Origin of the sequence: Intestinibaculum porci (genome assembly GCF_003925875.1) — a bacterium.
Classification (GTDB): Bacteria; Bacillota_I; Bacilli_A; order Erysipelotrichales; family Coprobacillaceae; genus Intestinibaculum; species Intestinibaculum porci.
The window spans coordinates 1,811,570-1,838,514 of record NZ_AP019309.1 but is presented as its reverse complement, the minus strand read 5'-3'; the positions used below and the strand labels follow the sequence as shown (position 1 = coordinate 1,838,514).

Here is a 26,945-nt window from a genome sequence, read left to right as displayed (position 1 = left end):
GACGTACGCTTTTCGCTGGTTTTAGTTTTTTATGTATGTTAGGAAGCTATGCGCTTTTAGCCATGCTGATTGTCTTTCGCTACAGTCACTGGATTACGGCGCATCGACTTCTTTTTGATGTGATTCTTTTCGGCGCTTTCGTTGGGGTAGTATTCCTGATCGCTTTACCGATTGTCTTAGTCCTGATGTTTTTTGTGGAAGGGATTAAGATCATTCGCAAAGAAGGATTCAAATGGACTAACTGTTTATCTTTAGGCTTAGCTTTGTTAGTGATTATTACAACGTTTGTCATACCATCACTGGAGTTATGGAAAATCCATCCTTATCTTTTTAAACTGTGGTCAATGGTCGAACTGCTTTTTGCCTATCTGCTTTTTATGGCGACAATGTATGTCGTTTCGGCGTTATTAAATCTTATGCATTTGCGTAAGAATCATCACTTTAATTATGTCGTCGTGTTAGGCGCTGGCGTGATTGGCGCTAAAATCACGCCGCTATTAGCGGCGCGCATTGAAAAAGGCATGGAAATATGCCGCGCAAATCCTGACTGTCAGCTTATTATGTCTGGCGGCCAGGGACCAGGCGAAGATCTTCCAGAAGGGGAAGCCATGGCAAAATATGCTATCGCGCAGCAGATGCCTAAAGAGCACATCCTGATTGAAAACAAATCAAGCAATACGATCGAGAACCTGCACTTTTCACAAAACTTAATGAAACAGCCAGCCCGTTTTGCGATTGTTACCACTTCTTATCACGTATTTCGCTCGCTGATCATTGCCCGCAAACAGCATATCAAATGTGTCGGCTATGGTGCGAAGACGAAGTGGTATTTCGCTTTGAACGCAACGATTCGTGAATTTATCGGTTATCTCTCCTTAACTCGCAAAATGCATATAGTCTTTATTATATTATTGGAATTGTTAATAGTTGGTTTACGCATCCATTAGTGGATCTCATGATGAGATTCACTTTTTTTCATTATTTTTAAAAAAATTCATTTATAAAATTCCAACATGATAATAAACAATTATCACGATAATTTCGTAAAATACATAGTGAAACGCTAGGGATTATTATGATTATCACAAATAATCATATAAATTTGTATAAAACACAAAAGATAATGCTTCTATATCGCATTTGACAACAAATGAAAGATTATTATAATGGGACCTAAGCTTAAGCAAGAGAATTGTGCACACAAAAACTTTAAAGAGGAGGAAGTCAAAATGGCTTGTTTTATTGTACCTGCAACGGAAGCGATCGTTACGACGGTGGCTAGCAAGAAACTGAATCACACATTAGAAACGAAAGAAGATACTCTTGGAAATTATTACATCAAAAATATGAAAACCCTCAATACGATGTTGTGGGGCGGCAGTGCGTTATTGTTATTCGAACATATCTGGCATGGTGAAGTGACACCATTTTTCCCATTCTTTACCGCTGCTTCTTCACCCGCTAAACTTTCCGCGATGTTTCATGAAATGGCGACTGTTGGCGTCGCCATGGCCTTGCTCGTTACCTTTGTATGGGCCGTTTTAACCCTGATCACCTATAAGATGACACACCCGAAAACTTCTCCAAGCTTGGAAAAGGTGCATTCATGACTTTATTTCTTGCCTCACTAGCAGCGGTGATATCAAGCATCGTCTGGTATTTAAGCAAGACGGCGCGCATCCTTCACATTGGCACGCTGGCCCTCATGTTGTGGGGAGCGAGCCTGATGTGGCTCGTCGATGCCATTCATGAATATATCACGCTTGGGGCAGCTTATTTCACGCCCAATGCGAAAGTGATGATGAATGATGCTTTTCTTGGCATGAGCGTTGTTGTTTTAGCGTTAGTGATCTGGTTTGTCTTCGTGCTCATTCATGATCCGATGCACGTCATTAAAACCAGATCTTAAAAGGGGGAGTTGTAATGTTAGGTTGTGTTCTACTTTATGTTGGTATTGTCCTGATTTCTAATGGCCTCGCGACGATTGAAAAGATTTCCGATAAATCCATGGCTGTCATGAATATTTTCACTGGCGGCCTGAGTTTGATTTTAAATATCGTGTCGTTGTCTTATGGCATTGTGACCAATCAGCCTAATACCTATTTCTTTGGCTCGGCTACGGGCTTATTATTCGCCTTCACGTATTTGTATACCGCTATTAATACAATTTTTGAACTAGATAACCGTTTGTATGGTTATTTCTCACTCTTTGTGGCGATTAATACAATCCCTGCCGGGGCATTATGCTTTTATGGTTTTGGCGGTAACGCCATCTACGGTGTGATCTGGTGGGCATGGGGTGTCCTCTGGCTCACTGGTTTCTTAACCAACAATTTAAAAATGAACTTAGGAAAATTTCCTGCTTATTTAAGTGTCATCGAAGGCGTGGTCACCGCCTGGATTCCGGGCTTCCTGATGCTCGTGAACATGTGGCCAAAATAGAGGAGGCTTGTTATGCAGTTAACAGAACGTGAGCGCGAGAAAATGATGATCTCACTAGCTGGCATGATTGCCCAGCATCGAAAAGATGCGGGCATCAAATTGAATCATCCAGAAAGTGTCGCGCTGATTACAAGTTATATTTTAGAAGGTGCCCGCGCTGGGAAAAGCGTGGCTGAGTTAATGAATGAAGGCGGTAAAATCCTGAAACGTGAAGATGTCATGGAAGGCGTTCCGGAAATGATTCCGATGATTCAGGTGGAAGCCACTTTCGTTGATGGTACGAAACTCGTGACCATCCATGACCCAATACGATAGGAGGGAAGCAACATGATTCCAGGAGAATATCATTATGCCACTGATGAACCCGTTGATTACAACACTGGCTATGAGGCCATTGCAATCGAAGTAAAAAATACGGGTGACCGCGCCGTTCAGGTCGGTTCCCATTTCCATTTTTATGAAGCCAATAGCGGTCTTGCCTTTGATCGTGAGAAAGCTTATGGCAAACGTCTCGATATCCCAGCCGGGACTGCGATTCGTTTTGAACCCGGCGAAAGCCGCACCGTGCCGCTAATCGATTTTGGCGGTTCACGTCGCGTCTTTGGTTTTAATAATAAGGTCAATGGTTATCTTGACAAAGATAAACATGCCCATGCAAAGGAGGCAGAAAAATGAGTTTTAAAATGGATCGTAAACAGTATTCCCAGATGTTTGGACCAGCCGAAGGCGACAGTGTCCGCTTAGGCGATACCAACTTATTTGCCCGCGTCGAAAAAGATTACACCGTGCATGGTCAGGAAAGTAAATTTGGCGGCGGGAAAGTTTTAAGAGATGGCATGGGCGTCAATGCGACGATGACCCGTGAGAAAAATCCTTTAGTCGCCGATACCATTATTTCCGGTGCGCTTATCATTGATTATACCGGTATTTATAAAGCCGATATCGGCATTCGTGATGGCAAGATTCTCGCTATCGGGAAAGGCGGCAACCCTGATATCATGGATGATATCGACTTTGTCGTTGGCGCTTCTACCGAAGCAATTTCTGGCGAAGGGATGATTGTCACCGCTGGCGGCATTGACTTACATGTCCATTACTTATCGACCGGTTTAGCGCATGCGGCTTTAGATAACGGCATTACCACTTTATTTGGCGGCGGAACCGGTCCGGCGGATGGCTCTAACTCGGCTACGACAACGCCGGGAGCTTATCATATTCACCGCATGTTAGAAGCGGTCGATCATGATCCGCTTAATTATGGCTTTTTAGCCAAAGGCGCCGGGGCTACTCCGGAAACCATTGCCGAACAGGTCAGAGCCGGAGCGGCAGGCATTAAAACCCATGAAGACTGGGGCGCAACCGCTGCCGGGATCGATAACTCCATCAAGGCAGCCGATGAATATGATGTTTCTTACGCTGTTCATACCGATTCGTTAAATGAAGGCGGCTTCGTAGAAAATACGCTCAATGCCTTCGCTGGGCGAACGGTTCATACTTTCCATACTGAAGGTGCCGGCGGCGGTCATGCGCCTGATATTATGATCGTGGCAGGAGAGCAGAACATTTTGCCAAGCTCGACCAACCCAACCAATCCTTATACAACCAATGTTATTGATGAATTATTCGATATGACGATGGTCTGTCATAACTTAGACCCAAAGGTGCCAGAAGATGTGGCTTTTGCGGAATCTCGTGTTCGTAAACAGACGGTCGCAGCGGAAGATGTGCTGCATGACATGGGCGCGTTATCCGTCATGACCAGTGATGCGATGGCGATGGGCCGTGTCGGCGAAGTGGCGATGCGCTGCTGGCAGCTAGCGGATAAAATGAAAAAGCAGCGTGGTCCATTAAAGGGTGACTATGAATATTCCGATAATGAACGTATCAAACGTTATGTCGCTAAATATACGATTAACCCAGCCATTGTCAATGGTGTTGCTGATTATATCGGTTCTGTTGAAGTAGGCAAATATGCCGACTTAGTCATTTGGGATCCTAAATTCTTTGGCGCAAAACCAAAATTAGTGCTCAAAGCTGGCGTCATCGCTTATGGCGTTGTGGGCGATGCTTCCTCTTCACTGCCAACACCAGAACCGCGCATGATGCGTGATCTTTATGGCGGCTACGGCAAGGGTATGGCCAAAACCAGTATTACCTTTGTATCGACTTATGCCTATGAACATGGCATTAAAGAGCAGCTTGGATTAGATAAAATTGTCTTACCGGTGCATAAGACAAGAAATCTGACGAAACGTGATATGAAATTAAACAATTATGCACCAGCGACGATCAAGATCGATCCTCAGAGCTTTATCGTTACGATTGATGGCGAAGAAATTACCTGTGATCCAGTCGAAGAAGTCCCACTGGCGCAGCGTTACTATTTCTTCTAATGAAGAAAGAAGGTCTACAATGATATTAACGAAAGTCTATGCCAATGTGAAAGATATCCCGCATCTCCATGATTACCATGTCGAGACAGCCCTCGTTAAAAGCGATGATTTATTAAAATCTATTTTACGTGTGACTAGTGATCATGGACATGACTATGGTATTCGCTTAGAAGATGAAACACAAGGGCTGGAAAATGGCGCTGCCTTTATAATCGGGGATCATGAATTATTAGTGCTAGAAGCGATTCCTGATGAAGTGATGATCATTACGCCCAAGGATATTGATGAGATGGGTAAGACTGCCCATATGCTAGGCAATCTTCATAAACCGATTCAGGTCAAAGACGGTCAGATTACGATGCTTTATGATGAGGTTGTCAAAAAGACATTAGATCAGGAAGGAGCAAGCTATGTGGTGGAAAAAAGACAATTAGATGAACCGATGAAATATGCCAACTTAGTCGCCCATAGCCATCATCATCACCATGGCTGATACGAAAACACTGATGGATGTCTTTCAAATTTGTGACTCGACGTTTCCCATTGGGACCTTCAATCATTCTTTTGGCATGGAGAACTATCTCGTCAACCGCAAAATCAAGAAAGCGCCACAGTTTAAATGTTGGCTGATGAACTATTTTCGCTCGCAGTACTGCTTTGGCGAAGGGTTATTAACGCTGCTTTGTGAAGAGGCGACGCTGACAGAGATCCTGCGCTATGATGATCTCATGACCAAGTCTACTTTAGCGAAAGAAACCCGTGATGGTACCAAGCTGATTGCCCGGCAAATGTATTTGCTTATCCAAAAAATTTATGGTGATGTCTTTCCTTTATTAAACGGCTATGTAGAGGCCGTTGAAGAAGGCAAAGCGTATGGCAATCCGGCGCTTGTCTTTGCGATCTTTGCCTACGCCAAAGGACTAAGCAGCCAGGAAGTCTTTACGCTGTATGGTTACTCCGTCGCTTCCACCTTAACCCAGAATGCGGTGCGCAGCGTGCCGCTAGGCCAACGTGAAGGACAAGTCATCTTACATGATGTCATCAAGGAAATCGAAGGCCTTTACGAAAATGTTTGCACCTTTGATGAAGACTATTTAGGGGCGAATAGTCCAGGCTTAGAGATTGCCCAAATCTTACATGAATCACAGGCGGCCCGTCTGTTTATGTCTTAGGAGGTATTTTGCATGAAAAGAGCATTACGTATCGGGGTTGGCGGCCCTGTGGGGTCCGGAAAGACCCAATTGATCGAACGTTTAACCCGTCGTCTTCATAATGAGTATTCCATGGCGGTGATTACCAATGATATTTATACCAAATGGGATGCCGAATATATGGCAAAAAATTCGGTGTTAGACGAAGATCGCATTATCGGGGTAGAAACTGGCGGCTGTCCGCATACCGCTATTCGTGAAGATGCCTCCATGAATTTTGCGGCGATTGATGAATTAGAAAAACGTTTTGATCATACCTTAGATATTATTTTCGTGGAAAGCGGCGGGGATAACTTAGCCGCTACCTTCTCTCCGGAATTAGTAGATTTTTCCATTTATATTATCGACTGCGCAGAAGGGGAAAAGATTCCTTCCAAAGCAGGGCAGGGAATGATCAAATCTGATCTTTTTATCATCAATAAAATTGATTTAGCACCTTATGTTGGTGCGAACTTAAAGCATATGCGCGAAGTGTCGCAAAAGTTTAGAGGCGATGGAAAGTTCTTCTTTACCAATCTCAAAACGGATGAAGGTCTGGATGGTGTTGTCGAATGGCTCAAAAAGGACTGTTTACTGGAAGATCTTTAGACGGCGAGATCCGCATGCATTTTGTAAGGCGTGGGGAGCGCAGCGTCGCAGATGATCTCTATCGTCATGGCAACTCCCGCATTTCCGCCGCCATTCCTAATGACGATGATTTTCCTTATTACTTTCTGATTGCGACAGGCGGCGGGTATGTGGAAGGAGAGTGTTACCGGCAGGAGGTTGTCTTAGATGATGATACGCATGCCATTCTTACGACGCAGGCGCCTAATTATATTTACAAGTGCGATCAATGCTTCACTACACATCAGGATTGCGTGCTTAAAGTGGGAGAAAATGCGCTGTGTGAATATTACTTTGATGAAACGATTCCTTATAAAGATGCGCTCTTTCACCAAAATAATGAGATCGTTTTAGAAAAACACGCGAAGCTGATTTTAAGTGAAGGCTTAACCGCCGGCTATGATGAGCAAGGGGGCTTGTTCACTTATCATCAAATGGCTCTTAAAACTAGAATCTATCGTCAAAAACGTTTACTTATGAATGATTTTATGCTCGTGGATCCGCGTTATGATCCCATGTCTGAGATTGGCTTTTTTGAAGGCTACACGAACTTTAACTCAGTGACAATTATTGATGAAGATATCAATCAGAAGCAGGTTGAATACTTCAGAAACATCCTTGAAGACGCGCAGACATCATCTCGCTTTGGCTTATCGATGATTGAAAGCGAAGGAATGGTTTTACGTGTTTTAGGGATGAGCATAGATGAGAATAGAAAAGTGATGGAGACTTTGATCAAGGCTTATCGCCAAGCCATCGGCTTAGCCCCTTTAGCTTTACGGAAAGGGCCGCACTCTCTCCATATTTAATTCCTTCCTTAAAAAAGAAGGAATTTTTAATTTATTAAATTCCTACAAGATGATAAAATATTATCACATAATTAGAGAATGACGATCATATCGGCACTTTATATATAGGAATAATACAAATAATTATGAATATCATAAATAATAGATAAAATCATATGATATTGACAAATATGAAAACAAGACTATAATATAATTAAGCTTAAGCAAGAGACATGCATGTAAATATTGCAAGTGGTGATAAAGAAGAAAGGAGATTGTTATTCCTTCTTGAAAAAAGGATGAATACCTTTTGGAAGATAAAGAAGGGGTAATACCTGGAAGCCTGTTCACCGGAAGGAGATGGTTGGATTCTAATGGATCATACACATTGTAAAACAATAACCTCTGCCTTTAATAAAAATGAATCACACGTAAGGGTGAGCATGATCTTCTGACATGTATCAATGACCCTTAGGTGTCATTCGAATTAGGAGTTTGTGTTACAATTCCATTAATTGCCCTTAAACATCAGAAATGATGGGAAAGGCGGGATCACTGCAGAGATCCTGAGATTTCCCTCACGTTTCATGGAACCGGTATGACTGCCAATTGGCAGTCATATCTTTTTTTCTAAGAAATTTCATAAGGAACCTAAAGAATTGTCATGTCTTTTTCATGACACTTTTGTATAATGAAAAAAGTGAGGAGGATAATCTGAATATATTAATGAAATAACAATTGATGTGAAATGAAACAGAGTTTATTTTTGCTGTAAGGATGATATAATTTAGGTGCAATAGCTGAAAAAGCGTAAAATCCCCCTTACCCCAAGATATTGGAAATTGTTAGAACTAACTAACATTGGGCTATCTGATCATCTGAAAACGAAGACAACAGATATATGGATTGAAAATTTATAAAGTTTTAGCGCTTTTACATTCCAGAAGAATAAATTGCTGATTCTTCTGGAGAAGTCAGCTTGCGGCAGATTTATCTTTTACCAAAGTCAAATCTGTCTGTGAATCACTGTCTAAGGCCGATTGCTCAGTAGGTGATTCACTATTATTAGTTTCGGCAGAGTCTGCTGAGGCTTCTGTGCCTTTAGATGAATCGTTATCCGAAGAATCACTATCATCTTCAGACTCGGCTGAAACTTCTAAATCTAAAAATTGTCCTTTCAAATAATTAATAATTTCTTCCGGTAACATCCCAGCATTTTCCAGCTGACTAAAGGAATTAGAAAGATTTTTCTTGATGTACTTTCTTCTTTTGTCAGTTGGTGTTTCAACGTTGGCAAGATCGGTAGGATTCCATTTTTCGCCAGTAAGAAGCATGTGATAAATTGCAATTAAGAGCTTTCGTGCAATTGCAATAATAGCTCTCTTCTGGCCACGGCGTTTTTTAATTGTATTATACTTGATGGCATAATAAGGGTGCTCCTTATCCTTTACAGCGGCGTGAGCCGCTTCGACCAGGGCAGGCTTAAGATAGACACCGGCTCGTGAGATCTTAACGGATTTCTTTTTTCCGGCTGATTGATTGTCACCTGGCGCCAGACCGGCCCAGCTTACCAGATTGTACTGACTAGGCCAAGGGCTCATGTCAGTGCCAATTTCTGACATAATGATGACTGCCAGGTTTTTGTCTATGCCGGGGACCATGCATGAGTGATCAATGGCTGCTTCCATGCCTGGAATCTCCTTGACGAGACAGTCAATTTGTTTATTAATCTCGCCAATTTCATCAGTGAGATAGTCTAAATGATTCTTGATGATTATAAGTCTTTTTTTCTGAGTATCATTCATTCTGATTCCATTTACGGCTTCAAGAATTTTCTCAGGTGATGACTTACAGTTTTTGTGAACAAGTGACAGAATATCCTTGTCAGTGTATTCCTTACCCGAAAGGACAAGGTTAATGATTGCCTGAGCAGACTTGCCGAAGACATCAGAAAAGACTGCATCTACTTTGAAACCTCCGACTGTCAGTGCGTTCTGATAGCGGTTCATTTCGGATGTTCGCATGCTGATGACTTTATAGCGGTATCTCGTTTCACCTCTCAGGGTTCTGATCTCTTCTCCTGGAATAAAGCTGGATTTTGTCATGCCAAACCTAAAAAGCTGACAGATCCATTTGGAATCTTTCTTGTCGTCCTTGTTGCCCTTGACGGCTTTAACCCATTTAGGGTTGACGACCCTGACGTTCGACAGTTTCTTCTCAAGAACGTCATGAACAGGTATATAGTACTGGCCTGTTGATTCCATGCACACGTTCTGGCAGTCAAGTTTTGAAAGCCAGTCAGCACATTCCTCTAATTCCTTGTAGAAAGTCGAAAATCGTCTGGTAATGAACTTCCACTGATCAGGCTTGCTGCCAGGAATGCATGCTGTGCATACAATAAAGTTTTTGTGAACGTCAATGCCACAGGCTCTTGAATAAACGATTCGAAAGTCTTTCGGATTGCGAATTACTTTCATAGCAAAAATCTCCTTTCAAATAATTTTTTGAAGGAGATACGTTGACTGGTCAGCCAGCACTAAAGATTAACTGTTAGTCATTGATTAATCTACAGCCTCAACGGGTCTACTCAGATGTGCATGAATGGCTGATCTCACACAATTTATTATGCTGTTTTGATTAACGATTGAGTTTAACCGTACAACGCCCCTCACCGTGCTTTGTAGTACGAATCTCCATCAAATAAATTGTAGGTTCGTAACCACAACAAATCAAACGATACAGAGGGAACGAAAAAAATAAATTTGGAAAGGAGAAAAACACCTGCATTGAATTGATATATTCATTGCAAGGTGTGTCAAAACGGCAACGACGTTTTGACATGTGTATTTATTATGGCAAAAGATACAAACAAACAATTACGTAATGAGGTTATTTATAGTATTTACGTACGCAATTATTCAAAAGAAGGGACGTTCCAGGCCGTTATGAATGATTTAGACCGGATTCAAAGTTTAGGTGTGGATATCATTTGGCTGATGCCCATTCATCCCATTGGTAAGCTGCATCGCAAAGGGACATTAGGCTCACCATATGCCATTCGTGATTATCGTGAAGTCAATCCGAAGTTTGGCAGCAAAGAAGATTTTCAGCGCTTATGTGAGGCCATTCATAAACGGGGGATGAAAGTCATTATTGATGTCGTCTATAATCATACATCACCAGATTCTTATTTAGCGACCCATCATCCCGAATGGTTCTTCCATAAAGCCGATGGCTCGCTTGGCAATCGCGTTGGTGACTGGTGGGATGTGGTAGATTTAGATTACGCGAATCATGAATTGTGGGATTATCAGATTGAAACACTGAAGATGTGGGCAAAGGATGTCGATGGCTTCCGCTGTGATGTCGCAAGCATGGTCCCCGTTGATTTCTGGTTAGCGGCGCGCGAAGCTGTGGCAAAGGTTCGCCCCGGCGCTTTATGGTTAGCAGAAAGCGTGGAACCAGGCTTTGTGGCTTATAACCGCTCACGCGGCATAGCAAGCGCTAGCGACAGTGAGATTTATCAGGCTTTCGATATGGCTTATGATTATGATATCTTTGGCATCTTTAAAGATTATCTGGCTGGAAAAGTGTCCTTACAAACATATAGTGCGGCGATCAATCGTCAGGAAACGATCTATCCCGATAATTATGTAAAAGCGCGTTTCTTAGAAAATCATGATCGTAATCGTGCACATTTCAGTATTCCAGATGAAAAAGCACTGCGCAATCATTTAGCTTTTATGTATTTCAATAAAGGTATTGCGATGCTTTATAATGGTCAGGAAGCCGGCGCTATGCATACGCCAGCTCTCTTTGATAAGGATCCGATTGATTATGATACAGGAATGGATTTATCACCGCTCATGCATAAGCTTTACCAGGTCAAGAAGAATCCGATTATGACCAATTCTACTTATGAAACGAAAGTACTTCGTGATGATGTCCTGATGGCCATTCATCATGAAAATGCCTCATCACCACGAGATGATCAGGATCATCCTTATTTAGTCGGGTTATTCCATTTTCATGGTCAATCCTCATTCCTAGACCTTGGGCAAAGTGGTCTGCATGATGGTTATTACACCAATCTGATTGATGGACAGCGTGTAGAAATTCGTGAAGGAACGATCGCGACAGATGGTGAGCCAATCATTTTACAAAGTGATGAAGGGATTGCCCTTTTCCATTAAAACTGTGATATTCACAGTTTTTTTCTTTTGGATACTTTTCCTTTTTTCTTTTGGCGTATTTGATACAATAGAGACAAGAAGAGGCGATGCAAATGAAATTAATCTGAATATATTAATGAAATAACAATTGATGTGAAATGAAACAGAGTTTATTTTTGCTGTAAGGATGATATAATTTAGGTGCAATAGCTGAAAAAGCGTAAAATCCCCCTTACCCCAAGATATTGGAAATTGTTAGAACTAACTAACATTGGGCTATCTGATCATCTGAAAACGAAGACAACAGATATATGGATTGAAAATTTATAAAGTTTTAGCGCTTTTACATTCCAGAAGAATAAATTGCTGATTCTTCTGGAGAAGTCAGCTTGCGGCAGATTTATCTTTTACCAAAGTCAAATCTGTCTGTGAATCACTGTCTAAGGCCGATTGCTCAGTAGGTGATTCACTATTATTAGTTTCGGCAGAGTCTGCTGAGGCTTCTGTGCCTTTAGATGAATCGTTATCCGAAGAATCACTATCATCTTCAGACTCGGCTGAAACTTCTAAATCTAAAAATTGTCCTTTCAAATAATTAATAATTTCTTCCGGTAACATCCCAGCATTTTCCAGCTGACTAAAGGAATTAGAAAGATTTTTCTTGATGTACTTTCTTCTTTTGTCAGTTGGTGTTTCAACGTTGGCAAGATCGGTAGGATTCCATTTTTCGCCAGTAAGAAGCATGTGATAAATTGCAATTAAGAGCTTTCGTGCAATTGCAATAATAGCTCTCTTCTGGCCACGGCGTTTTTTAATTGTATTATACTTGATGGCATAATAAGGGTGCTCCTTATCCTTTACAGCGGCGTGAGCCGCTTCGACCAGGGCAGGCTTAAGATAGACACCGGCTCGTGAGATCTTAACGGATTTCTTTTTTCCGGCTGATTGATTGTCACCTGGCGCCAGACCGGCCCAGCTTACCAGATTGTACTGACTAGGCCAAGGGCTCATGTCAGTGCCAATTTCTGACATAATGATGACTGCCAGGTTTTTGTCTATGCCGGGGACCATGCATGAGTGATCAATGGCTGCTTCCATGCCTGGAATCTCCTTGACGAGACAGTCAATTTGTTTATTAATCTCGCCAATTTCATCAGTGAGATAGTCTAAATGATTCTTGATGATTATAAGTCTTTTTTTCTGAGTATCATTCATTCTGATTCCATTTACGGCTTCAAGAATTTTCTCAGGTGATGACTTACAGTTTTTGTGAACAAGTGACAGAATATCCTTGTCAGTGTATTCCTTACCCGAAAGGACAAGGTTAATGATTGCCTGAGCAGACTTGCCGAAGACATCAGAAAAGACTGCATCTACTTTGAAACCTCCGACTGTCAGTGCGTTCTGATAGCGGTTCATTTCGGATGTTCGCATGCTGATGACTTTATAGCGGTATCTCGTTTCACCTCTCAGGGTTCTGATCTCTTCTCCTGGAATAAAGCTGGATTTTGTCATGCCAAACCTAAAAAGCTGACAGATCCATTTGGAATCTTTCTTGTCGTCCTTGTTGCCCTTGACGGCTTTAACCCATTTAGGGTTGACGACCCTGACGTTCGACAGTTTCTTCTCAAGAACGTCATGAACAGGTATATAGTACTGGCCTGTTGATTCCATGCACACGTTCTGGCAGTCAAGTTTTGAAAGCCAGTCAGCACATTCCTCTAATTCCTTGTAGAAAGTCGAAAATCGTCTGGTAATGAACTTCCACTGATCAGGCTTGCTGCCAGGAATGCATGCTGTGCATACAATAAAGTTTTTGTGAACGTCAATGCCACAGGCTCTTGAATAAACGATTCGAAAGTCTTTCGGATTGCGAATTACTTTCATAGCAAAAATCTCCTTTCAAATAATTTTTTGAAGGAGATACGTTGACTGGTCAGCCAGCACTAAAGATTAACTGTTAGTCATTGATTAATCTACAGCCTCAACGGGTCTACTCAGATGTGCATGAATGGCTGATCTCACACAATTTATTATGCTGTTTTGATTAACGATTGAGTTTAACCGTACAACGCCCCTCACCGTGCTTTGTAGTACGAATCTCCATCAAATAAATTGTAGGTTCGTAACCACAACAAATCAAACGATACAGAGGGAACGAAAAAAATAAATTTGGAAAGGAGAAAAACACCTGCATTGAATTGATATATTCATTGCAAGGTGTGTCAAAACGGCAACGACGTTTTGACATGTGTATTTATTATGGCAAAAGATACAAACAAACAATTACGTAATGAGGTTATTTATAGTATTTACGTACGCAATTATTCAAAAGAAGGGACGTTCCAGGCCGTTATGAATGATTTAGACCGGATTCAAAGTTTAGGTGTGGATATCATTTGGCTGATGCCCATTCATCCCATTGGTAAGCTGCATCGCAAAGGGACATTAGGCTCACCATATGCCATTCGTGATTATCGTGAAGTCAATCCGAAGTTTGGCAGCAAAGAAGATTTTCAGCGCTTATGTGAGGCCATTCATAAACGGGGGATGAAAGTCATTATTGATGTCGTCTATAATCATACATCACCAGATTCTTATTTAGCGACCCATCATCCCGAATGGTTCTTCCATAAAGCCGATGGCTCGCTTGGCAATCGCGTTGGTGACTGGTGGGATGTGGTAGATTTAGATTACGCGAATCATGAATTGTGGGATTATCAGATTGAAACACTGAAGATGTGGGCAAAGGATGTCGATGGCTTCCGCTGTGATGTCGCAAGCATGGTCCCCGTTGATTTCTGGTTAGCGGCGCGCGAAGCTGTGGCAAAGGTTCGCCCCGGCGCTTTATGGTTAGCAGAAAGCGTGGAACCAGGCTTTGTGGCTTATAACCGCTCACGCGGCATAGCAAGCGCTAGCGACAGTGAGATTTATCAGGCTTTCGATATGGCTTATGATTATGATATCTTTGGCATCTTTAAAGATTATCTGGCTGGAAAAGTGTCCTTACAAACATATAGTGCGGCGATCAATCGTCAGGAAACGATCTATCCCGATAATTATGTAAAAGCGCGTTTCTTAGAAAATCATGATCGTAATCGTGCACATTTCAGTATTCCAGATGAAAAAGCACTGCGCAATCATTTAGCTTTTATGTATTTCAATAAAGGTATTGCGATGCTTTATAATGGTCAGGAAGCCGGCGCTATGCATACGCCAGCTCTCTTTGATAAGGATCCGATTGATTATGATACAGGAATGGATTTATCACCGCTCATGCATAAGCTTTACCAGGTCAAGAAGAATCCGATTATGACCAATTCTACTTATGAAACGAAAGTACTTCGTGATGATGTCCTGATGGCCATTCATCATGAAAATGCCTCATCACCACGAGATGATCAGGATCATCCTTATTTAGTCGGGTTATTCCATTTTCATGGTCAATCCTCATTCCTAGACCTTGGGCAAAGTGGTCTGCATGATGGTTATTACACCAATCTGATTGATGGACAGCGTGTAGAAATTCGTGAAGGAACGATCGCGACAGATGGTGAGCCAATCATTTTACAAAGTGATGAAGGGATTGCCCTTTTCCATTAAAACTGTGATATTCACAGTTTTTTTCTTTTGGATACTTTTCCTTTTTTCTTTTGGCGTATTTGATACAATAGAGACAAGAAGAGGCGATGCAAATGAAATTAATCTGAATATATTAATGAAATAACAATTGATGTGAAATGAAACAGAGTTTATTTTTGCTGTAAGGATGATATAATTTAGGTGCAATAGCTGAAAAAGCGTAAAATCCCCCTTACCCCAAGATATTGGAAATTGTTAGAACTAACTAACATTGGGCTATCTGATCATCTGAAAACGAAGACAACAGATATATGGATTGAAAATTTATAAAGTTTTAGCGCTTTTACATTCCAGAAGAATAAATTGCTGATTCTTCTGGAGAAGTCAGCTTGCGGCAGATTTATCTTTTACCAAAGTCAAATCTGTCTGTGAATCACTGTCTAAGGCCGATTGCTCAGTAGGTGATTCACTATTATTAGTTTCGGCAGAGTCTGCTGAGGCTTCTGTGCCTTTAGATGAATCGTTATCCGAAGAATCACTATCATCTTCAGACTCGGCTGAAACTTCTAAATCTAAAAATTGTCCTTTCAAATAATTAATAATTTCTTCCGGTAACATCCCAGCATTTTCCAGCTGACTAAAGGAATTAGAAAGATTTTTCTTGATGTACTTTCTTCTTTTGTCAGTTGGTGTTTCAACGTTGGCAAGATCGGTAGGATTCCATTTTTCGCCAGTAAGAAGCATGTGATAAATTGCAATTAAGAGCTTTCGTGCAATTGCAATAATAGCTCTCTTCTGGCCACGGCGTTTTTTAATTGTATTATACTTGATGGCATAATAAGGGTGCTCCTTATCCTTTACAGCGGCGTGAGCCGCTTCGACCAGGGCAGGCTTAAGATAGACACCGGCTCGTGAGATCTTAACGGATTTCTTTTTTCCGGCTGATTGATTGTCACCTGGCGCCAGACCGGCCCAGCTTACCAGATTGTACTGACTAGGCCAAGGGCTCATGTCAGTGCCAATTTCTGACATAATGATGACTGCCAGGTTTTTGTCTATGCCGGGGACCATGCATGAGTGATCAATGGCTGCTTCCATGCCTGGAATCTCCTTGACGAGACAGTCAATTTGTTTATTAATCTCGCCAATTTCATCAGTGAGATAGTCTAAATGATTCTTGATGATTATAAGTCTTTTTTTCTGAGTATCATTCATTCTGATTCCATTTACGGCTTCAAGAATTTTCTCAGGTGATGACTTACAGTTTTTGTGAACAAGTGACAGAATATCCTTGTCAGTGTATTCCTTACCCGAAAGGACAAGGTTAATGATTGCCTGAGCAGACTTGCCGAAGACATCAGAAAAGACTGCATCTACTTTGAAACCTCCGACTGTCAGTGCGTTCTGATAGCGGTTCATTTCGGATGTTCGCATGCTGATGACTTTATAGCGGTATCTCGTTTCACCTCTCAGGGTTCTGATCTCTTCTCCTGGAATAAAGCTGGATTTTGTCATGCCAAACCTAAAAAGCTGACAGATCCATTTGGAATCTTTCTTGTCGTCCTTGTTGCCCTTGACGGCTTTAACCCATTTAGGGTTGACGACCCTGACGTTCGACAGTTTCTTCTCAAGAACGTCATGAACAGGTATATAGTACTGGCCTGTTGATTCCATGCACACGTTCTGGCAGTCAAGTTTTGAAAGCCAGTCAGCACATTCCTCTAATTCCTTGTAGAAAGTCGAAAATCGTCTGGTAATGAACTTCCACTGATCAGGCTTGCTGCCAGGAATGCATGCTGTGCATACAATAAAGTTTTTGTGAACGTCAATGCCACAGGCTCTTGAATAAACGATTCGAAAGTCTTTCGGATTGCGAATTACTTTCATAGCAAAAATCTCCTTTCAAATAATTTTTTGAAGGAGATACGTTGACTGGTCAGCCAGCACTAAAGATTAACTGTTAGTCATTGATTAATCTACAGCCTCAACGGGTCTACTCAGATGTGCATGAATGGCTGATCTCACACAATTTATTATGCTGTTTTGATTAACGATTGAGTTTAACCGTACAACGCCCCTCACCGTGCTTTGTAGTACGAATCTCCATCAAATAAATTGTAGGTTCGTAACCACAACAAATCAAACGATACAGAGGGAACGAAAAAAATAAATTTGGAAAGGAGAAAAACACCTGCATTGAATTGATATATTCATTGCAAGGTGTGTCAAAACGGCAACGACGTTTTGACATGTGTATTTATTATGGCAAAAGATACAAACAAACAATTACGTAATGAGGTTATTTATAGTATTTACGTACGCAATTATTCAAAAGAAGGGACGTTCCAGGCCGTTATGAATGATTTAGACCGGATTCAAAGTTTAGGTGTGGATATCATTTGGCTGATGCCCATTCATCCCATTGGTAAGCTGCATCGCAAAGGGACATTAGGCTCACCATATGCCATTCGTGATTATCGTGAAGTCAATCCGAAGTTTGGCAGCAAAGAAGATTTTCAGCGCTTATGTGAGGCCATTCATAAACGGGGGATGAAAGTCATTATTGATGTCGTCTATAATCATACATCACCAGATTCTTATTTAGCGACCCATCATCCCGAATGGTTCTTCCATAAAGCCGATGGCTCGCTTGGCAATCGCGTTGGTGACTGGTGGGATGTGGTAGATTTAGATTACGCGAATCATGAATTGTGGGATTATCAGATTGAAACACTGAAGATGTGGGCAAAGGATGTCGATGGCTTCCGCTGTGATGTCGCAAGCATGGTCCCCGTTGATTTCTGGTTAGCGGCGCGCGAAGCTGTGGCAAAGGTTCGCCCCGGCGCTTTATGGTTAGCAGAAAGCGTGGAACCAGGCTTTGTGGCTTATAACCGCTCACGCGGCATAGCAAGCGCTAGCGACAGTGAGATTTATCAGGCTTTCGATATGGCTTATGATTATGATATCTTTGGCATCTTTAAAGATTATCTGGCTGGAAAAGTGTCCTTACAAACATATAGTGCGGCGATCAATCGTCAGGAAACGATCTATCCCGATAATTATGTAAAAGCGCGTTTCTTAGAAAATCATGATCGTAATCGTGCACATTTCAGTATTCCAGATGAAAAAGCACTGCGCAATCATTTAGCTTTTATGTATTTCAATAAAGGTATTGCGATGCTTTATAATGGTCAGGAAGCCGGCGCTATGCATACGCCAGCTCTCTTTGATAAGGATCCGATTGATTATGATACAGGAATGGATTTATCACCGCTCATGCATAAGCTTTACCAGGTCAAGAAGAATCCGATTATGACCAATTCTACTTATGAAACGAAAGTACTTCGTGATGATGTCCTGATGGCCATTCATCATGAAAATGCCTCATCACCACGAGATGATCAGGATCATCCTTATTTAGTCGGGTTATTCCATTTTCATGGTCAATCCTCATTCCTAGACCTTGGGCAAAGTGGTCTGCATGATGGTTATTACACCAATCTGATTGATGGACAGCGTGTAGAAATTCGTGAAGGAACGATCGCGACAGATGGTGAGCCAATCATTTTACAAAGTGATGAAGGGATTGCCCTTTTCCATTAAAACTGTGATATTCACAGTTTTTTTCTTTTGGATACTTTTCCTTTTTTCTTTTGGCGTATTTGATACAATAGAGACAAGAAGAGGCGATGCAAATGAAATTACTTTATATTAATGCATGTATTCGTGATGAATCACGCACCAACCGATTAGCCCGTTTTCTTATTGATCAGATCGTTAAAATGGATGACATCGTCGAAGAAGTCAAACTGGATGAAAAGCATCTGCATCCTTTAGATCGAGAAGCACTGAAAGAACGTTCGCTTTTACTTTTTCAGGATGTCATTGATCATCCTGTTTTTGAGGCGGCGCATCAGTTTGCGCAGGCTGATCAGATTATTATCAGTGCGCCTTATTATGACTTATCTTTTCCTTCATTATTAAAGGTGTATCTGGAAAATATCTGCGTGGCTTCGATTACTTATGATTATCATCGTGATGGCAGCAGCTATGGTTTATGCAAAGCGACGAAACTTTATTATGTCACTACGGCCGGATCAAGAATTCTCGATGATACCTATGGGTATGGTTATATCAAAGCATTATGTACGCAAATGTTTGACATTCAACAGACCTATGAAATCAAAGTGGATTGTCTTGATATGGTGGATACGGATACGAATGTGCTATTAGAAAAAGCGAAGGATGATATTTTACGTTTGTTTAAGTGAAAGGCGCCAAAGGCGCCTTTCATGCTTTTTAGGCATGATATCATATGAAGAATAGGTATTTTACATTCTGCCATTTCATAACTACAATAAGAGACGAAAGAAGGCATTACAATGAGCAAAACAATCGTTACTTATTTTTCCGCAACCGGCACAACACGCCGTGTCGCTGAAAAACTCGCTCAAGAAAAACAGACTGATATTTTAGAAATCAAGCCAGTTATCCCTTATACCAATGAAGATATCAATTGGCAGGATAATGAAAGCCGGGCAAACAGAGAAGGGCGTGATCAGGTCGAAGTGGCTATGGAACCACTTGATATTCGTGATTATGACGATATTTATGTTGGTTTCCCCATTTGGTGGTATACCGCTCCCCGGATTATCTTCAGTTTCTTTAAAACCCATGATTTTTCAAATAAAACAGTCCATTTATTTGCGACATCTGGCGGTTCATCTATTCAAAGAGCGCAGCAGGATTTAAGCAAAGCATTTCCTCAAGTAAAGATTGTGGATGCAAAGAGATATTAGACGAGGAGGTACATTATGAAACAAACAGCAGGAAGAAAACAGTTAGGCGCATTTGCCCCAAAATTTGCGCAGCTGAATGATGATGTCTTATTTGGGGAAGTGTGGGATCGTGAAGGTCAGCTCAGTCTGAAACTGCGTAGCATCGTGACGATTTCCGCATTAATTGGCAAAGGTATGGTCACTTCAGCACTCGAATACCATTTAGCGACCGCCAAAGCCAATGGCGTGACAAAAGAAGAAATGGCAGAAATTCTCACCCATATCGCTTTTTATGCCGGCTGGCCTAATGCCTGGGCGGCTTTTGGGATGGCGCAGAAAGTCTATGAAGATGATATCGGGGATAATCATGGCGGTTTCTTTGGTCAAGGCAAGCCTAATGATGCTTATGCCAAGTATTTTATTGGTCAGTCTTATTTGAACCCTGTTTCAAAGCCAGGTGATCCATTGCCTATTTATAATGTGACCTTTGAACCAGGCTGCCGCAATAACTGGCATATTCATCATGCTAAAAGCGGCGGCGGTCAGGTACTGATCTGCGTCGATGGTCATGGCTATTATCAGGAAGAAGGGAAAAGAGCGCAGTTATTAAAACCTGGTGATGTGGTTGAAATTCCTGTTGGCGTGAAACACTGGCATGGCGCAGCACCGGATTGCTGGTTCTCGCATTTGGCTATTGAAATCCCTGGTGAAGAGACCTCTAATGAATGGTTAGAACCCGTTGATGATGCGACTTATCATGCTTTATAGAAAGATCGGACATTCCGATCTTTTTGTGTTATCATGGTGATGAGGTGAAAAATATGTTTAGAAAAATGCGTCGCTTTAAACAGGCTTTAAGCGAAGAAGAATGCATAAACGTTTTAGTGCACCAGAAACGCGGTGTTTTAAGTCTCATCGGAGAAGATGGGTATCCTTATGGTATTCCGATGGATCATTATTACGATCCAAAAACCCATATGCTCTATTTTCATGGTGCTAAAGAAGGGCATAAGATTGATGCCATCATGAAAAATAATAAGGTTTCTTATACTGTCATCAATGATGGTGTGCAGGAAGATCCTAATGACTGGCCGCTTACATTCCATAGCGTCATTTGTTTTGGCCGAATTGAGAAAGTCGAAGATCCCCAGTTAATCAAAGATATCTGTATAAAGCTAGCCCTTAAGTTTGCGGATCATAAGTACGCAGAAGATGAATTCAATAAAGCGCAATCACGCGTACAATGCTTGGCAGTGACAATTGATCATATGAGCGGGAAACGCGTTATTGAACACTAAGAAGGCGTTAGTATGAAAGAGGTATTACCATTAAGTAATGGGAAAGCGTTACAGATAACAGAGACGGCTTTAAGTGATGAAGAGGGGACGTATCCTTTTGCGAAGATGACGGATATTCGTACGTTAGATGATGAAGATGATGAGCATGTTCATTTTGTCGTCATGTGTAATGGCGAGCATCATTATACTTGTGATAGTCATCATTTCCAAACCGTGTTAAAGATTATCGATCTCTATCACCATCAAGGGGAAGCGCCTAAAGCGAAAGTCGAAAAAGCGCTGAAACCTATCGCTAAAGAGCATGTCACGCCTAAGAAAACGCTTCAAGAACCGGTAAAGAGCAGTGTGAATGTACCATTAATGCTAGCCTTAATCGCGGCGTTATTTTTGTTGATTATGGATATCAATAATATCTTAACGGCGCGAACAGGCAATCATACCTGGGCTTTTGAATTTGGCGTTACGATTGGGATGCTGGCAATGCATGATTTTCTCATTCTATTAAGTGCGGGCATTGTCTTTAACAGCTTAGGACTCTTTATGAAAAATCAGATCCTGACCCTGATTGGGGCCATTATTTATTCGGTGGCCATTTTATTTACTCCAAGAATGGCCTTATGGCAGCCGTTTATTCCCGCTATTTTAGGCTGGTTAGGTTACTTGAAAGGAAGGCGATAAGATGTGGACATGTCCAAAATGTGGTCGCACATTTAAACACGAAAATCAGTCTCACTATTGTGGTGAGGTTCACACGATCAAAGAATATATTGAGACTTTTGATGAAGAGCAGCGGGCCTATCTCAGTGAGGTGTATGACATTTTGAAAAGTGTTTTACCAGATACAACGGAAAAGATCAGCTGGCGGATGCCTACTTTTTATAAGCACCATAATCTCATCCACTTTGCGGGATTTAAGAAGCATATTGGTCTTTATCCCGGCGCTGATGGCGTGGCCGCCTTTGCCTCTCAATGCGAAGAAAAAGGTTTTAAGTATTCAAAAGGAGCGATTCAGATTCCTTATCAAAAACCGCTTCCAAAAGCGTTTATCATGGATCTGGCAAAGTGGTGTTTAGAAAATTATCAGTAAAAAAGCTTGAATAATACAATAGAAATAGGATATTTGAAATTTTTCTGTCGAAAAATATGAAAAAAGTATTGCAATGTCGTGAGAGTGATGGTATTATAAGTGAGCACTCGAGAGAGAAAGACATTGCGGTATAGCCAAGCGGTAAGGCAACGGACTCTGAATCCGTCATTGCGCTGGTTCGAATCCAGCTACCGCAGCCATTTGAAAGTGCAGGAGCTTAACGGCTCCTTTTTTTATGCTTTCTGGTTTCCAAAGTCTCATCAAATACGAATTTTTATGGATTGATGGTCATTTTTTAATAGGTTAACTTGACGTTTGAAAATAATTCTCTTACAATAACGCATAAAAGGAAGGATGAATACATTTTATGGGGAACACAATTACACAAATCCTCAATCAGATCGATGGTCTGGTATGGGGCGTACCGCTCATGGCGTTGATTCTTGTCGGCGGGATTCTATTGACGATTCGTCTTGGCTTCTTACAAATCCGTAAGCTGCCTTTAGCGTTAAAGTGGATGATTCAGTCGGAAGAAGAAGGCGATGGCGAAGTTTCCAGCTTTGCGGCCTTATGTACGGCTTTAAGTGCTACTATTGGGACTGGTAATATTGTCGGCGTTGCAACGGCGGTCACGGCAGGCGGTCCGGGGGCAGTTTTCTGGATTAATTTAGCAGCCATCTTTGGGATGGCTACGAAATATGCCGAAGGTCTTTTAGCTATTAAGTTTAGGACTGTTGATGCAGATGGTCATGCTTTAGGCGGTCCGTTCTATTATATTGAAAAAGGGATGGGCAAACAGTTTAAGTTCTTAGCGAAAATCTTTGCCTTCTTTGGTGTTTGCGTCGGTTTATTTGGCTCCGGCACTTTTACTCAGGTCAATGGGATCTCGAGTGCGGTCAATAACTTCTTTGATCCACATAATGCGCATTTGGTGCATATTCCTGGTCTTGGCAGTTATAGTATTTCGGTTGTCATTGCCTCACTTGTCTTAACGCTTTGCGTGGCTTTAGTATTAGTTGGCGGACTTCAGCGTATTGCCAATGTGTCATTAATTGTGGTACCGTTCATGGCTATTTTATATGCTGGCTGTGTCATTGTCTTAATGATGACCAATGCGACAGCGCTGCCAGCAGCTATTCGTGAAATTGTCGTCGGCGCTTTTAATCCTCGTGCCGTTACGGGCGGGGCAATAGGTTCGATGATCATCGTTATGCAGAAAGGGATTGCTCGTGGTATTTTCTCTAATGAAGCGGGATTAGGCTCTGCGCCGATTGCGGCCGCAGCAGCCAAGACGAAGGAACCGGTACGTCAGGGTTTAGTCTCGATGACGGGGACTTTTATTGATACTATTGTTATTTGTACGATGACGGGCATTTCTATTGTCTTAACCGGTGCCTGGAAAGTCAAAGGTTTAGAAGGGGTCGCTGTCACCACTTATGCGTTTACCAAAGGTTTACCATTTAGTGCCAGCGTTGCGAGCTGCTTATTAATGTTATGCTTAGTGTTTTTTGCCTTTACTACTATTTTAGGCTGGAACTACTATGCGGAACGCTGCTTGGAATATCTGACAAATAATTCAAAACTGGCTTTAAATGTATTCAAAGCCTTCTACATCCTCAATGTCTTTATTGGCCCTTATATGAGTATTTCTGCCGTTTGGACAATTGCGGATATCTTCAATGGTCTCATGGCTATTCCAAATATGATTGCGGTCATTTCTTTAAATGGCGTGATTGTCGCAGAGACAAAGCGTTTCTTTGCCAGTTATCGTTCGGCCGCAATTGAAGAATATGAAAGTTAAAGGTATCCTCGGGGTACCTTTTTTTGCGAATTGATGTAAAAAAAAGAAAAAATATGCGATAATAGAGTTAAGGGATATTTAAGGAATGTTCATGATTCATTCACATAATCTATGTAGAATGAAAGCATATTGACAAGGAGTGATATTCATGAAAGATAAATTGATTCAGTTTATGATGGGCCGTTACGGGACAGATACCCTCAATAAGCATATTTTATATACGGTTTTAGTATTAATTGTTTTAAACTTATTATTAAATAACCGGATGCTTTATTTCTTGAGCTATGCCTTAATTGCAGTGGATTTATTCCGAACATTTTCAAAAAATGTCACGGCCAGAAGTGCTGAGAATGCGAAGTATGAAGAATTCATGAGACCGGTCTTTGATCAAGTCAAAGTCATGCAAAAGAACTTCAGTGATAAAGATCATAAATATTTTGTCTGCAAGAACTGTCATAAGATGGTTCGTGTGCCTAAAGGTAAAGGAAATATTGAGGTGACTTGTCCACGCTGTGGTCATCACTTTGATGCACGGTCTTAATTATGTTTGGCTATGTGATTGTCAATCAGAAACAGCTTTCTGATGAAGACTATCGGATTTATCATTCTTTTTATTGCGGTCTCTGTCATAAGTTAAAAGATCTCTATGGCACCAATGCCACGCGGTTATTATCCAATGATATGACCTTCTTAAAGTTAGTCTTAACCGGTCTGTATGAGCCAAAGATTCAGCTCACGAAAGAAGGGTGCACAATGCATCCGATCAAACATCATCGCACCCGCATGGATCTGTTTGATGACTATGCGGCGAAGATGACAATTGTTTTAGCGTATTATAAAGCGTTAGATGATGTCCATGATGAACATAAACATAAGCATCGCCTAAAAACTTTAACCCCGTTATTTGAAGCGATTAAGCAGGAATATCCCAACAAGATCTTTATTATTGACAGCAATCTTAAACGTTTAACGACGTTAGAAGAAGAGAACTGTCAGTCCTTAGATCTGATGTCTAATACTTTTGGCAAAGTATTAGGAGAAATCTTCCGCTATCAGGATGATGAATGGAGTGAAGAGCTCTATACCTTAGGCAATAACTTAGGTAAGTTTATTTATCTGATGGATGCCTATGATGATATCGAAGATGATATCCGACAAAATACCTATAATCCCTTTAAACAAAAATATGAAAATGATGATTTTGATCACTATGTGGAAAAGATCTTAACAATGTTTATGTCAGAAGCCACGCTGGCTTTTGAACGCATGCCGATTTTGGAATATAGTGATATAATAAGAAATATTCTCTATAGTGGAGTATGGAGCCGTTTTGAAGCGGTGAAACAAAAGAGAAACGAAAAGGAGAAGAAAAATGAATCCTTATGATATCTTAGGTATTTCACCCGATGCAACGGATGATGAAGTAAAAAAAGCGTATCGCAGTCTTTCTAAAAAATACCACCCTGATGCCAATATTGGTAATCCTCATCAGGCGGAGTATACAGAAAAATTTAAACAGGTACAAAATGCTTATCGAACGATTATGGATGATCGTAAACGCGGTTTTACCGGGCGTACTTATACCAATAACACGCAAGGTGCTTATAACAATACCGGCTATACCAATACTCAGCAGACTTATGGCAATGCCCAGCAGGCTTACCAGGACGTGATCGCCTATATTAATGCCAATCGTTTTGCGGAAGCAAAAAGCGTCTTAGAGGGCATCTATCAGAAAGATGATGTCTGGTTCTATTATGCGGCGATTTGTGAAAATGGCTTAGGCAATCATATCCAGGCTGTTGAATTTGCTCAGACCGCGTATTCAATGAATCCGATGAACTTACAGTATATGCTTTTATTACAGCAGCTGCAGGGCGGCAGCGCTGCTTATAATGAAACATCGCGCGGCTATGGTCGTGACATCAACCCAATGAGCTGCTGTTATGCCATGTGCTTAGTGCAGATGTGCTGTTCCCCATGCTTTGGGGCTGGGTATTATCGCGGATGTTAAAAGCGATTTTCTTTGATATCGATGGGACCTTATATTCCCATCGCACCAATCGGGTACCGGAAAGCTGTCAGAAAGCTTTTGCCTTACTGCATAAGAAAAAGATTCTTACCATTGCCTGCACGGGCCGCCATGTTTTAGAACTTGAAGAGTTAAAGATTCATGATTATTTAGACTTTGATGCCTATATTACGTTAAATGGGCAATATTGTTATAACGATCAGGGCTTAATCTATGATTTACCAATTGATCCTCAGGATGTTGATCTGGTGATTCAGGATGCCGCTAAAAAGCATTATCCGGTGATCTTTGTGGAACGCGATAAGATGTATATTAATATGCGTAATGATTATGTAAAAAAAGTGCAGGATGACATTCATTCCAGTATTCCGCCGCTTGGTAAGTTGAGTAATGAGAATAAGATTTACCAGATGATTCCTTACTTGCCATCAAGCAAGGATTATATTGATTTACCGCACTGCGCTAAAAATATCTGGCATCCTGGTGCTTTTGATCTGATCCCGAAACAAGGCGGAAAAGATCAGGGCATCAAAGAAGTGCTTAAATATTATCATATTTCTACCGATGAGATTATGGCTTTTGGCGATGCGGCGAATGATATCAGCATGTTAGAGTATGCGAATATTGGCATTGCCATGGGGAATGCTAGTGATGAAGTGAAGAAACATGCAGATTTTGTGACAACAGATATAGATGATGATGGCATTTATAATGCCTTAAAATATTTCCAGATTATTGACTGAAAGGAGCGATCA

General features: G+C 41.3%; 28 protein-coding genes and 1 tRNA gene. 26 read left to right on the top strand and 3 right to left on the bottom strand.

The window, feature by feature from the left end; all coding sequences use genetic code 11:
- Nucleotides 1–35 precede the first annotated feature (35 nt).
- The 11 genes from SG0102_RS08835 (at nt 36) to SG0102_RS08785 (ending at nt 7,461) form a co-directional block, all read left to right on the top strand.
- Complete coding sequence (locus SG0102_RS08835; protein ID WP_197715031.1) at nt 36–947, top strand: YdcF family protein; 912 nt, start codon at nt 36–38, stop codon at nt 945–947.
- 282 nt (nt 948–1,229) lie between these two features.
- A complete protein-coding gene (locus SG0102_RS08830; protein ID WP_125119607.1) occupies nt 1,230–1,610 on the top strand; it encodes a hypothetical protein in 381 nt (126 codons plus the stop codon).
- Nucleotides 1,607–1,909, top strand: coding sequence for a hypothetical protein (locus SG0102_RS08825; RefSeq protein ID WP_125119606.1), 303 nt, complete (start codon nt 1,607–1,609; stop codon nt 1,907–1,909). Before SG0102_RS08830 ends, SG0102_RS08825 begins: the two co-directional genes overlap by 4 nt.
- 14 nt (nt 1,910–1,923) lie before the next feature.
- Complete coding sequence (locus SG0102_RS08820; protein WP_125119605.1) at nt 1,924–2,442, top strand: AmiS/UreI family transporter; 519 nt, start codon at nt 1,924–1,926, stop codon at nt 2,440–2,442.
- 12 nt (nt 2,443–2,454) lie between these two features.
- A complete protein-coding gene (locus tag SG0102_RS08815; RefSeq protein ID WP_125119604.1) occupies nt 2,455–2,757 on the top strand; it encodes an urease subunit gamma in 303 nt (100 codons plus the stop codon).
- Nucleotides 2,758–2,769: 12 nt separating this feature from the next.
- Nucleotides 2,770–3,117 (top strand): urease subunit beta, encoded by a 348-nt coding sequence (locus tag SG0102_RS08810; protein ID WP_125119603.1) that lies wholly within the window; start codon nt 2,770–2,772, stop codon nt 3,115–3,117.
- The gene (gene ureC / locus SG0102_RS08805) at nt 3,114–4,835 is read left to right on the top strand and encodes an urease subunit alpha (protein WP_125119602.1); all 1,722 of its coding nucleotides are present in this window, start codon (nt 3,114–3,116) and stop codon (nt 4,833–4,835) included. Before SG0102_RS08810 ends, ureC begins: the two co-directional genes overlap by 4 nt.
- 19 nt (nt 4,836–4,854) lie before the next feature.
- Nucleotides 4,855–5,328, top strand: a complete 474-nt coding sequence (locus SG0102_RS08800; RefSeq protein ID WP_125119601.1) for an urease accessory protein UreE — start codon at nt 4,855–4,857, stop codon at nt 5,326–5,328.
- On the top strand, nt 5,321–6,007 hold the full coding sequence (locus tag SG0102_RS08795) for an urease accessory protein UreF (protein ID WP_125119600.1): 687 nt from the start codon (nt 5,321–5,323) through the stop codon (nt 6,005–6,007). Before SG0102_RS08800 ends, SG0102_RS08795 begins: the two co-directional genes overlap by 8 nt.
- A gap of 12 nt (nt 6,008–6,019) precedes the next feature.
- The gene (ureG, locus tag SG0102_RS08790) at nt 6,020–6,634 is read left to right on the top strand and encodes an urease accessory protein UreG (protein ID WP_125119599.1); all 615 of its coding nucleotides are present in this window, start codon (nt 6,020–6,022) and stop codon (nt 6,632–6,634) included.
- The gene (locus tag SG0102_RS08785; protein WP_125119598.1) at nt 6,598–7,461 is read left to right on the top strand and encodes an urease accessory protein UreD; all 864 of its coding nucleotides are present in this window, start codon (nt 6,598–6,600) and stop codon (nt 7,459–7,461) included. Before ureG ends, SG0102_RS08785 begins: the two co-directional genes overlap by 37 nt.
- A gap of 953 nt (nt 7,462–8,414) precedes the next feature.
- Here the strand turns inward: SG0102_RS08785 and SG0102_RS08780 are convergent.
- A complete protein-coding gene (locus SG0102_RS08780) occupies nt 8,415–9,917 on the bottom strand; it encodes an IS110 family RNA-guided transposase (protein WP_231999775.1) in 1,503 nt (500 codons plus the stop codon).
- A 375-nt stretch (nt 9,918–10,292) separates the two neighbouring features.
- Between SG0102_RS08780 and SG0102_RS08775 the strand changes: the two genes are divergently transcribed.
- Nucleotides 10,293–11,633 carry an alpha-amylase family glycosyl hydrolase gene (locus SG0102_RS08775; RefSeq protein WP_125119597.1) on the top strand — a complete coding sequence of 447 codons (1,341 nt, stop codon included), beginning with the start codon at nt 10,293–10,295 and terminating at the stop codon, nt 11,631–11,633.
- Between the two features lie 363 nt (nt 11,634–11,996).
- Here the strand turns inward: SG0102_RS08775 and SG0102_RS08770 are convergent, their stop codons facing one another.
- Nucleotides 11,997–13,499 carry an IS110 family RNA-guided transposase gene (locus tag SG0102_RS08770; RefSeq protein ID WP_231999775.1) on the bottom strand — a complete coding sequence of 501 codons (1,503 nt, stop codon included), beginning with the start codon at nt 13,497–13,499 and terminating at the stop codon, nt 11,997–11,999.
- Nucleotides 13,500–13,874: 375 nt separating this feature from the next.
- Here SG0102_RS08770 and SG0102_RS08765 point away from each other — a divergent pair, with 375 nt between their 5' ends.
- Complete coding sequence (locus SG0102_RS08765; RefSeq protein ID WP_125119597.1) at nt 13,875–15,215, top strand: alpha-amylase family glycosyl hydrolase; 1,341 nt, start codon at nt 13,875–13,877, stop codon at nt 15,213–15,215.
- Between the two features lie 363 nt (nt 15,216–15,578).
- Here the strand turns inward: SG0102_RS08765 and SG0102_RS08760 are convergent, their stop codons facing one another.
- Nucleotides 15,579–17,081: an IS110 family RNA-guided transposase gene (locus tag SG0102_RS08760; RefSeq protein ID WP_231999775.1), complete on the bottom strand. Its 1,503-nt coding sequence runs from the start codon at nt 17,079–17,081 to the stop codon at nt 15,579–15,581.
- Nucleotides 17,082–17,456: 375 nt separating this feature from the next.
- Here SG0102_RS08760 and SG0102_RS08755 point away from each other — a divergent pair, with 375 nt between their 5' ends.
- The 13 genes from SG0102_RS08755 to SG0102_RS08695 all read left to right on the top strand — a co-directional run bounded on the left by SG0102_RS08755 (nt 17,457) and on the right by SG0102_RS08695 (nt 26,933).
- Nucleotides 17,457–18,797: an alpha-amylase family glycosyl hydrolase gene (locus SG0102_RS08755; RefSeq protein ID WP_125119597.1), complete on the top strand. Its 1,341-nt coding sequence runs from the start codon at nt 17,457–17,459 to the stop codon at nt 18,795–18,797.
- A gap of 92 nt (nt 18,798–18,889) precedes the next feature.
- Nucleotides 18,890–19,465, top strand: coding sequence for an NAD(P)H-dependent oxidoreductase (locus tag SG0102_RS08750; RefSeq protein ID WP_157983015.1), 576 nt, complete (start codon nt 18,890–18,892; stop codon nt 19,463–19,465).
- 111 nt (nt 19,466–19,576) lie between these two features.
- A complete protein-coding gene (locus SG0102_RS08745) occupies nt 19,577–19,993 on the top strand; it encodes a flavodoxin (RefSeq protein WP_125119595.1) in 417 nt (138 codons plus the stop codon).
- Between the two features lie 15 nt (nt 19,994–20,008).
- The gene (locus tag SG0102_RS08740) at nt 20,009–20,740 is read left to right on the top strand and encodes a carboxymuconolactone decarboxylase family protein (protein WP_179951166.1); all 732 of its coding nucleotides are present in this window, start codon (nt 20,009–20,011) and stop codon (nt 20,738–20,740) included.
- A 53-nt stretch (nt 20,741–20,793) separates the two neighbouring features.
- Nucleotides 20,794–21,270 (top strand): pyridoxamine 5'-phosphate oxidase family protein, encoded by a 477-nt coding sequence (locus tag SG0102_RS08735; protein ID WP_125119593.1) that lies wholly within the window; start codon nt 20,794–20,796, stop codon nt 21,268–21,270.
- A gap of 12 nt (nt 21,271–21,282) precedes the next feature.
- Nucleotides 21,283–21,948, top strand: a complete 666-nt coding sequence (locus SG0102_RS08730) for a hypothetical protein (protein WP_125119592.1) — start codon at nt 21,283–21,285, stop codon at nt 21,946–21,948.
- A gap of 1 nt (nt 21,949) precedes the next feature.
- The gene (locus SG0102_RS08725) at nt 21,950–22,357 is read left to right on the top strand and encodes an iron chaperone (protein WP_125119591.1); all 408 of its coding nucleotides are present in this window, start codon (nt 21,950–21,952) and stop codon (nt 22,355–22,357) included.
- A 124-nt stretch (nt 22,358–22,481) separates the two neighbouring features.
- Nucleotides 22,482–22,557 (top strand) — tRNA-Gln (locus SG0102_RS08720).
- A gap of 167 nt (nt 22,558–22,724) precedes the next feature.
- Nucleotides 22,725–24,158, top strand: coding sequence for an alanine/glycine:cation symporter family protein (locus SG0102_RS08715; protein WP_125119590.1), 1,434 nt, complete (start codon nt 22,725–22,727; stop codon nt 24,156–24,158).
- Between the two features lie 148 nt (nt 24,159–24,306).
- Nucleotides 24,307–24,699: a hypothetical protein gene (locus SG0102_RS08710; protein ID WP_125119589.1), complete on the top strand. Its 393-nt coding sequence runs from the start codon at nt 24,307–24,309 to the stop codon at nt 24,697–24,699.
- Nucleotides 24,700–24,701: 2 nt separating this feature from the next.
- Complete coding sequence (locus tag SG0102_RS08705) at nt 24,702–25,544, top strand: DUF5685 family protein (RefSeq protein WP_125119588.1); 843 nt, start codon at nt 24,702–24,704, stop codon at nt 25,542–25,544.
- Complete coding sequence (locus SG0102_RS08700) at nt 25,531–26,172, top strand: J domain-containing protein (protein WP_125119587.1); 642 nt, start codon at nt 25,531–25,533, stop codon at nt 26,170–26,172. The genes SG0102_RS08705 and SG0102_RS08700 overlap by 14 nt, the downstream gene beginning before the upstream one ends.
- Nucleotides 26,166–26,933 (top strand): Cof-type HAD-IIB family hydrolase, encoded by a 768-nt coding sequence (locus SG0102_RS08695; RefSeq protein WP_125119586.1) that lies wholly within the window; start codon nt 26,166–26,168, stop codon nt 26,931–26,933. The genes SG0102_RS08700 and SG0102_RS08695 overlap by 7 nt, the downstream gene beginning before the upstream one ends.
- The last annotated feature ends 12 nt before the right edge of the window (nt 26,934–26,945 follow it).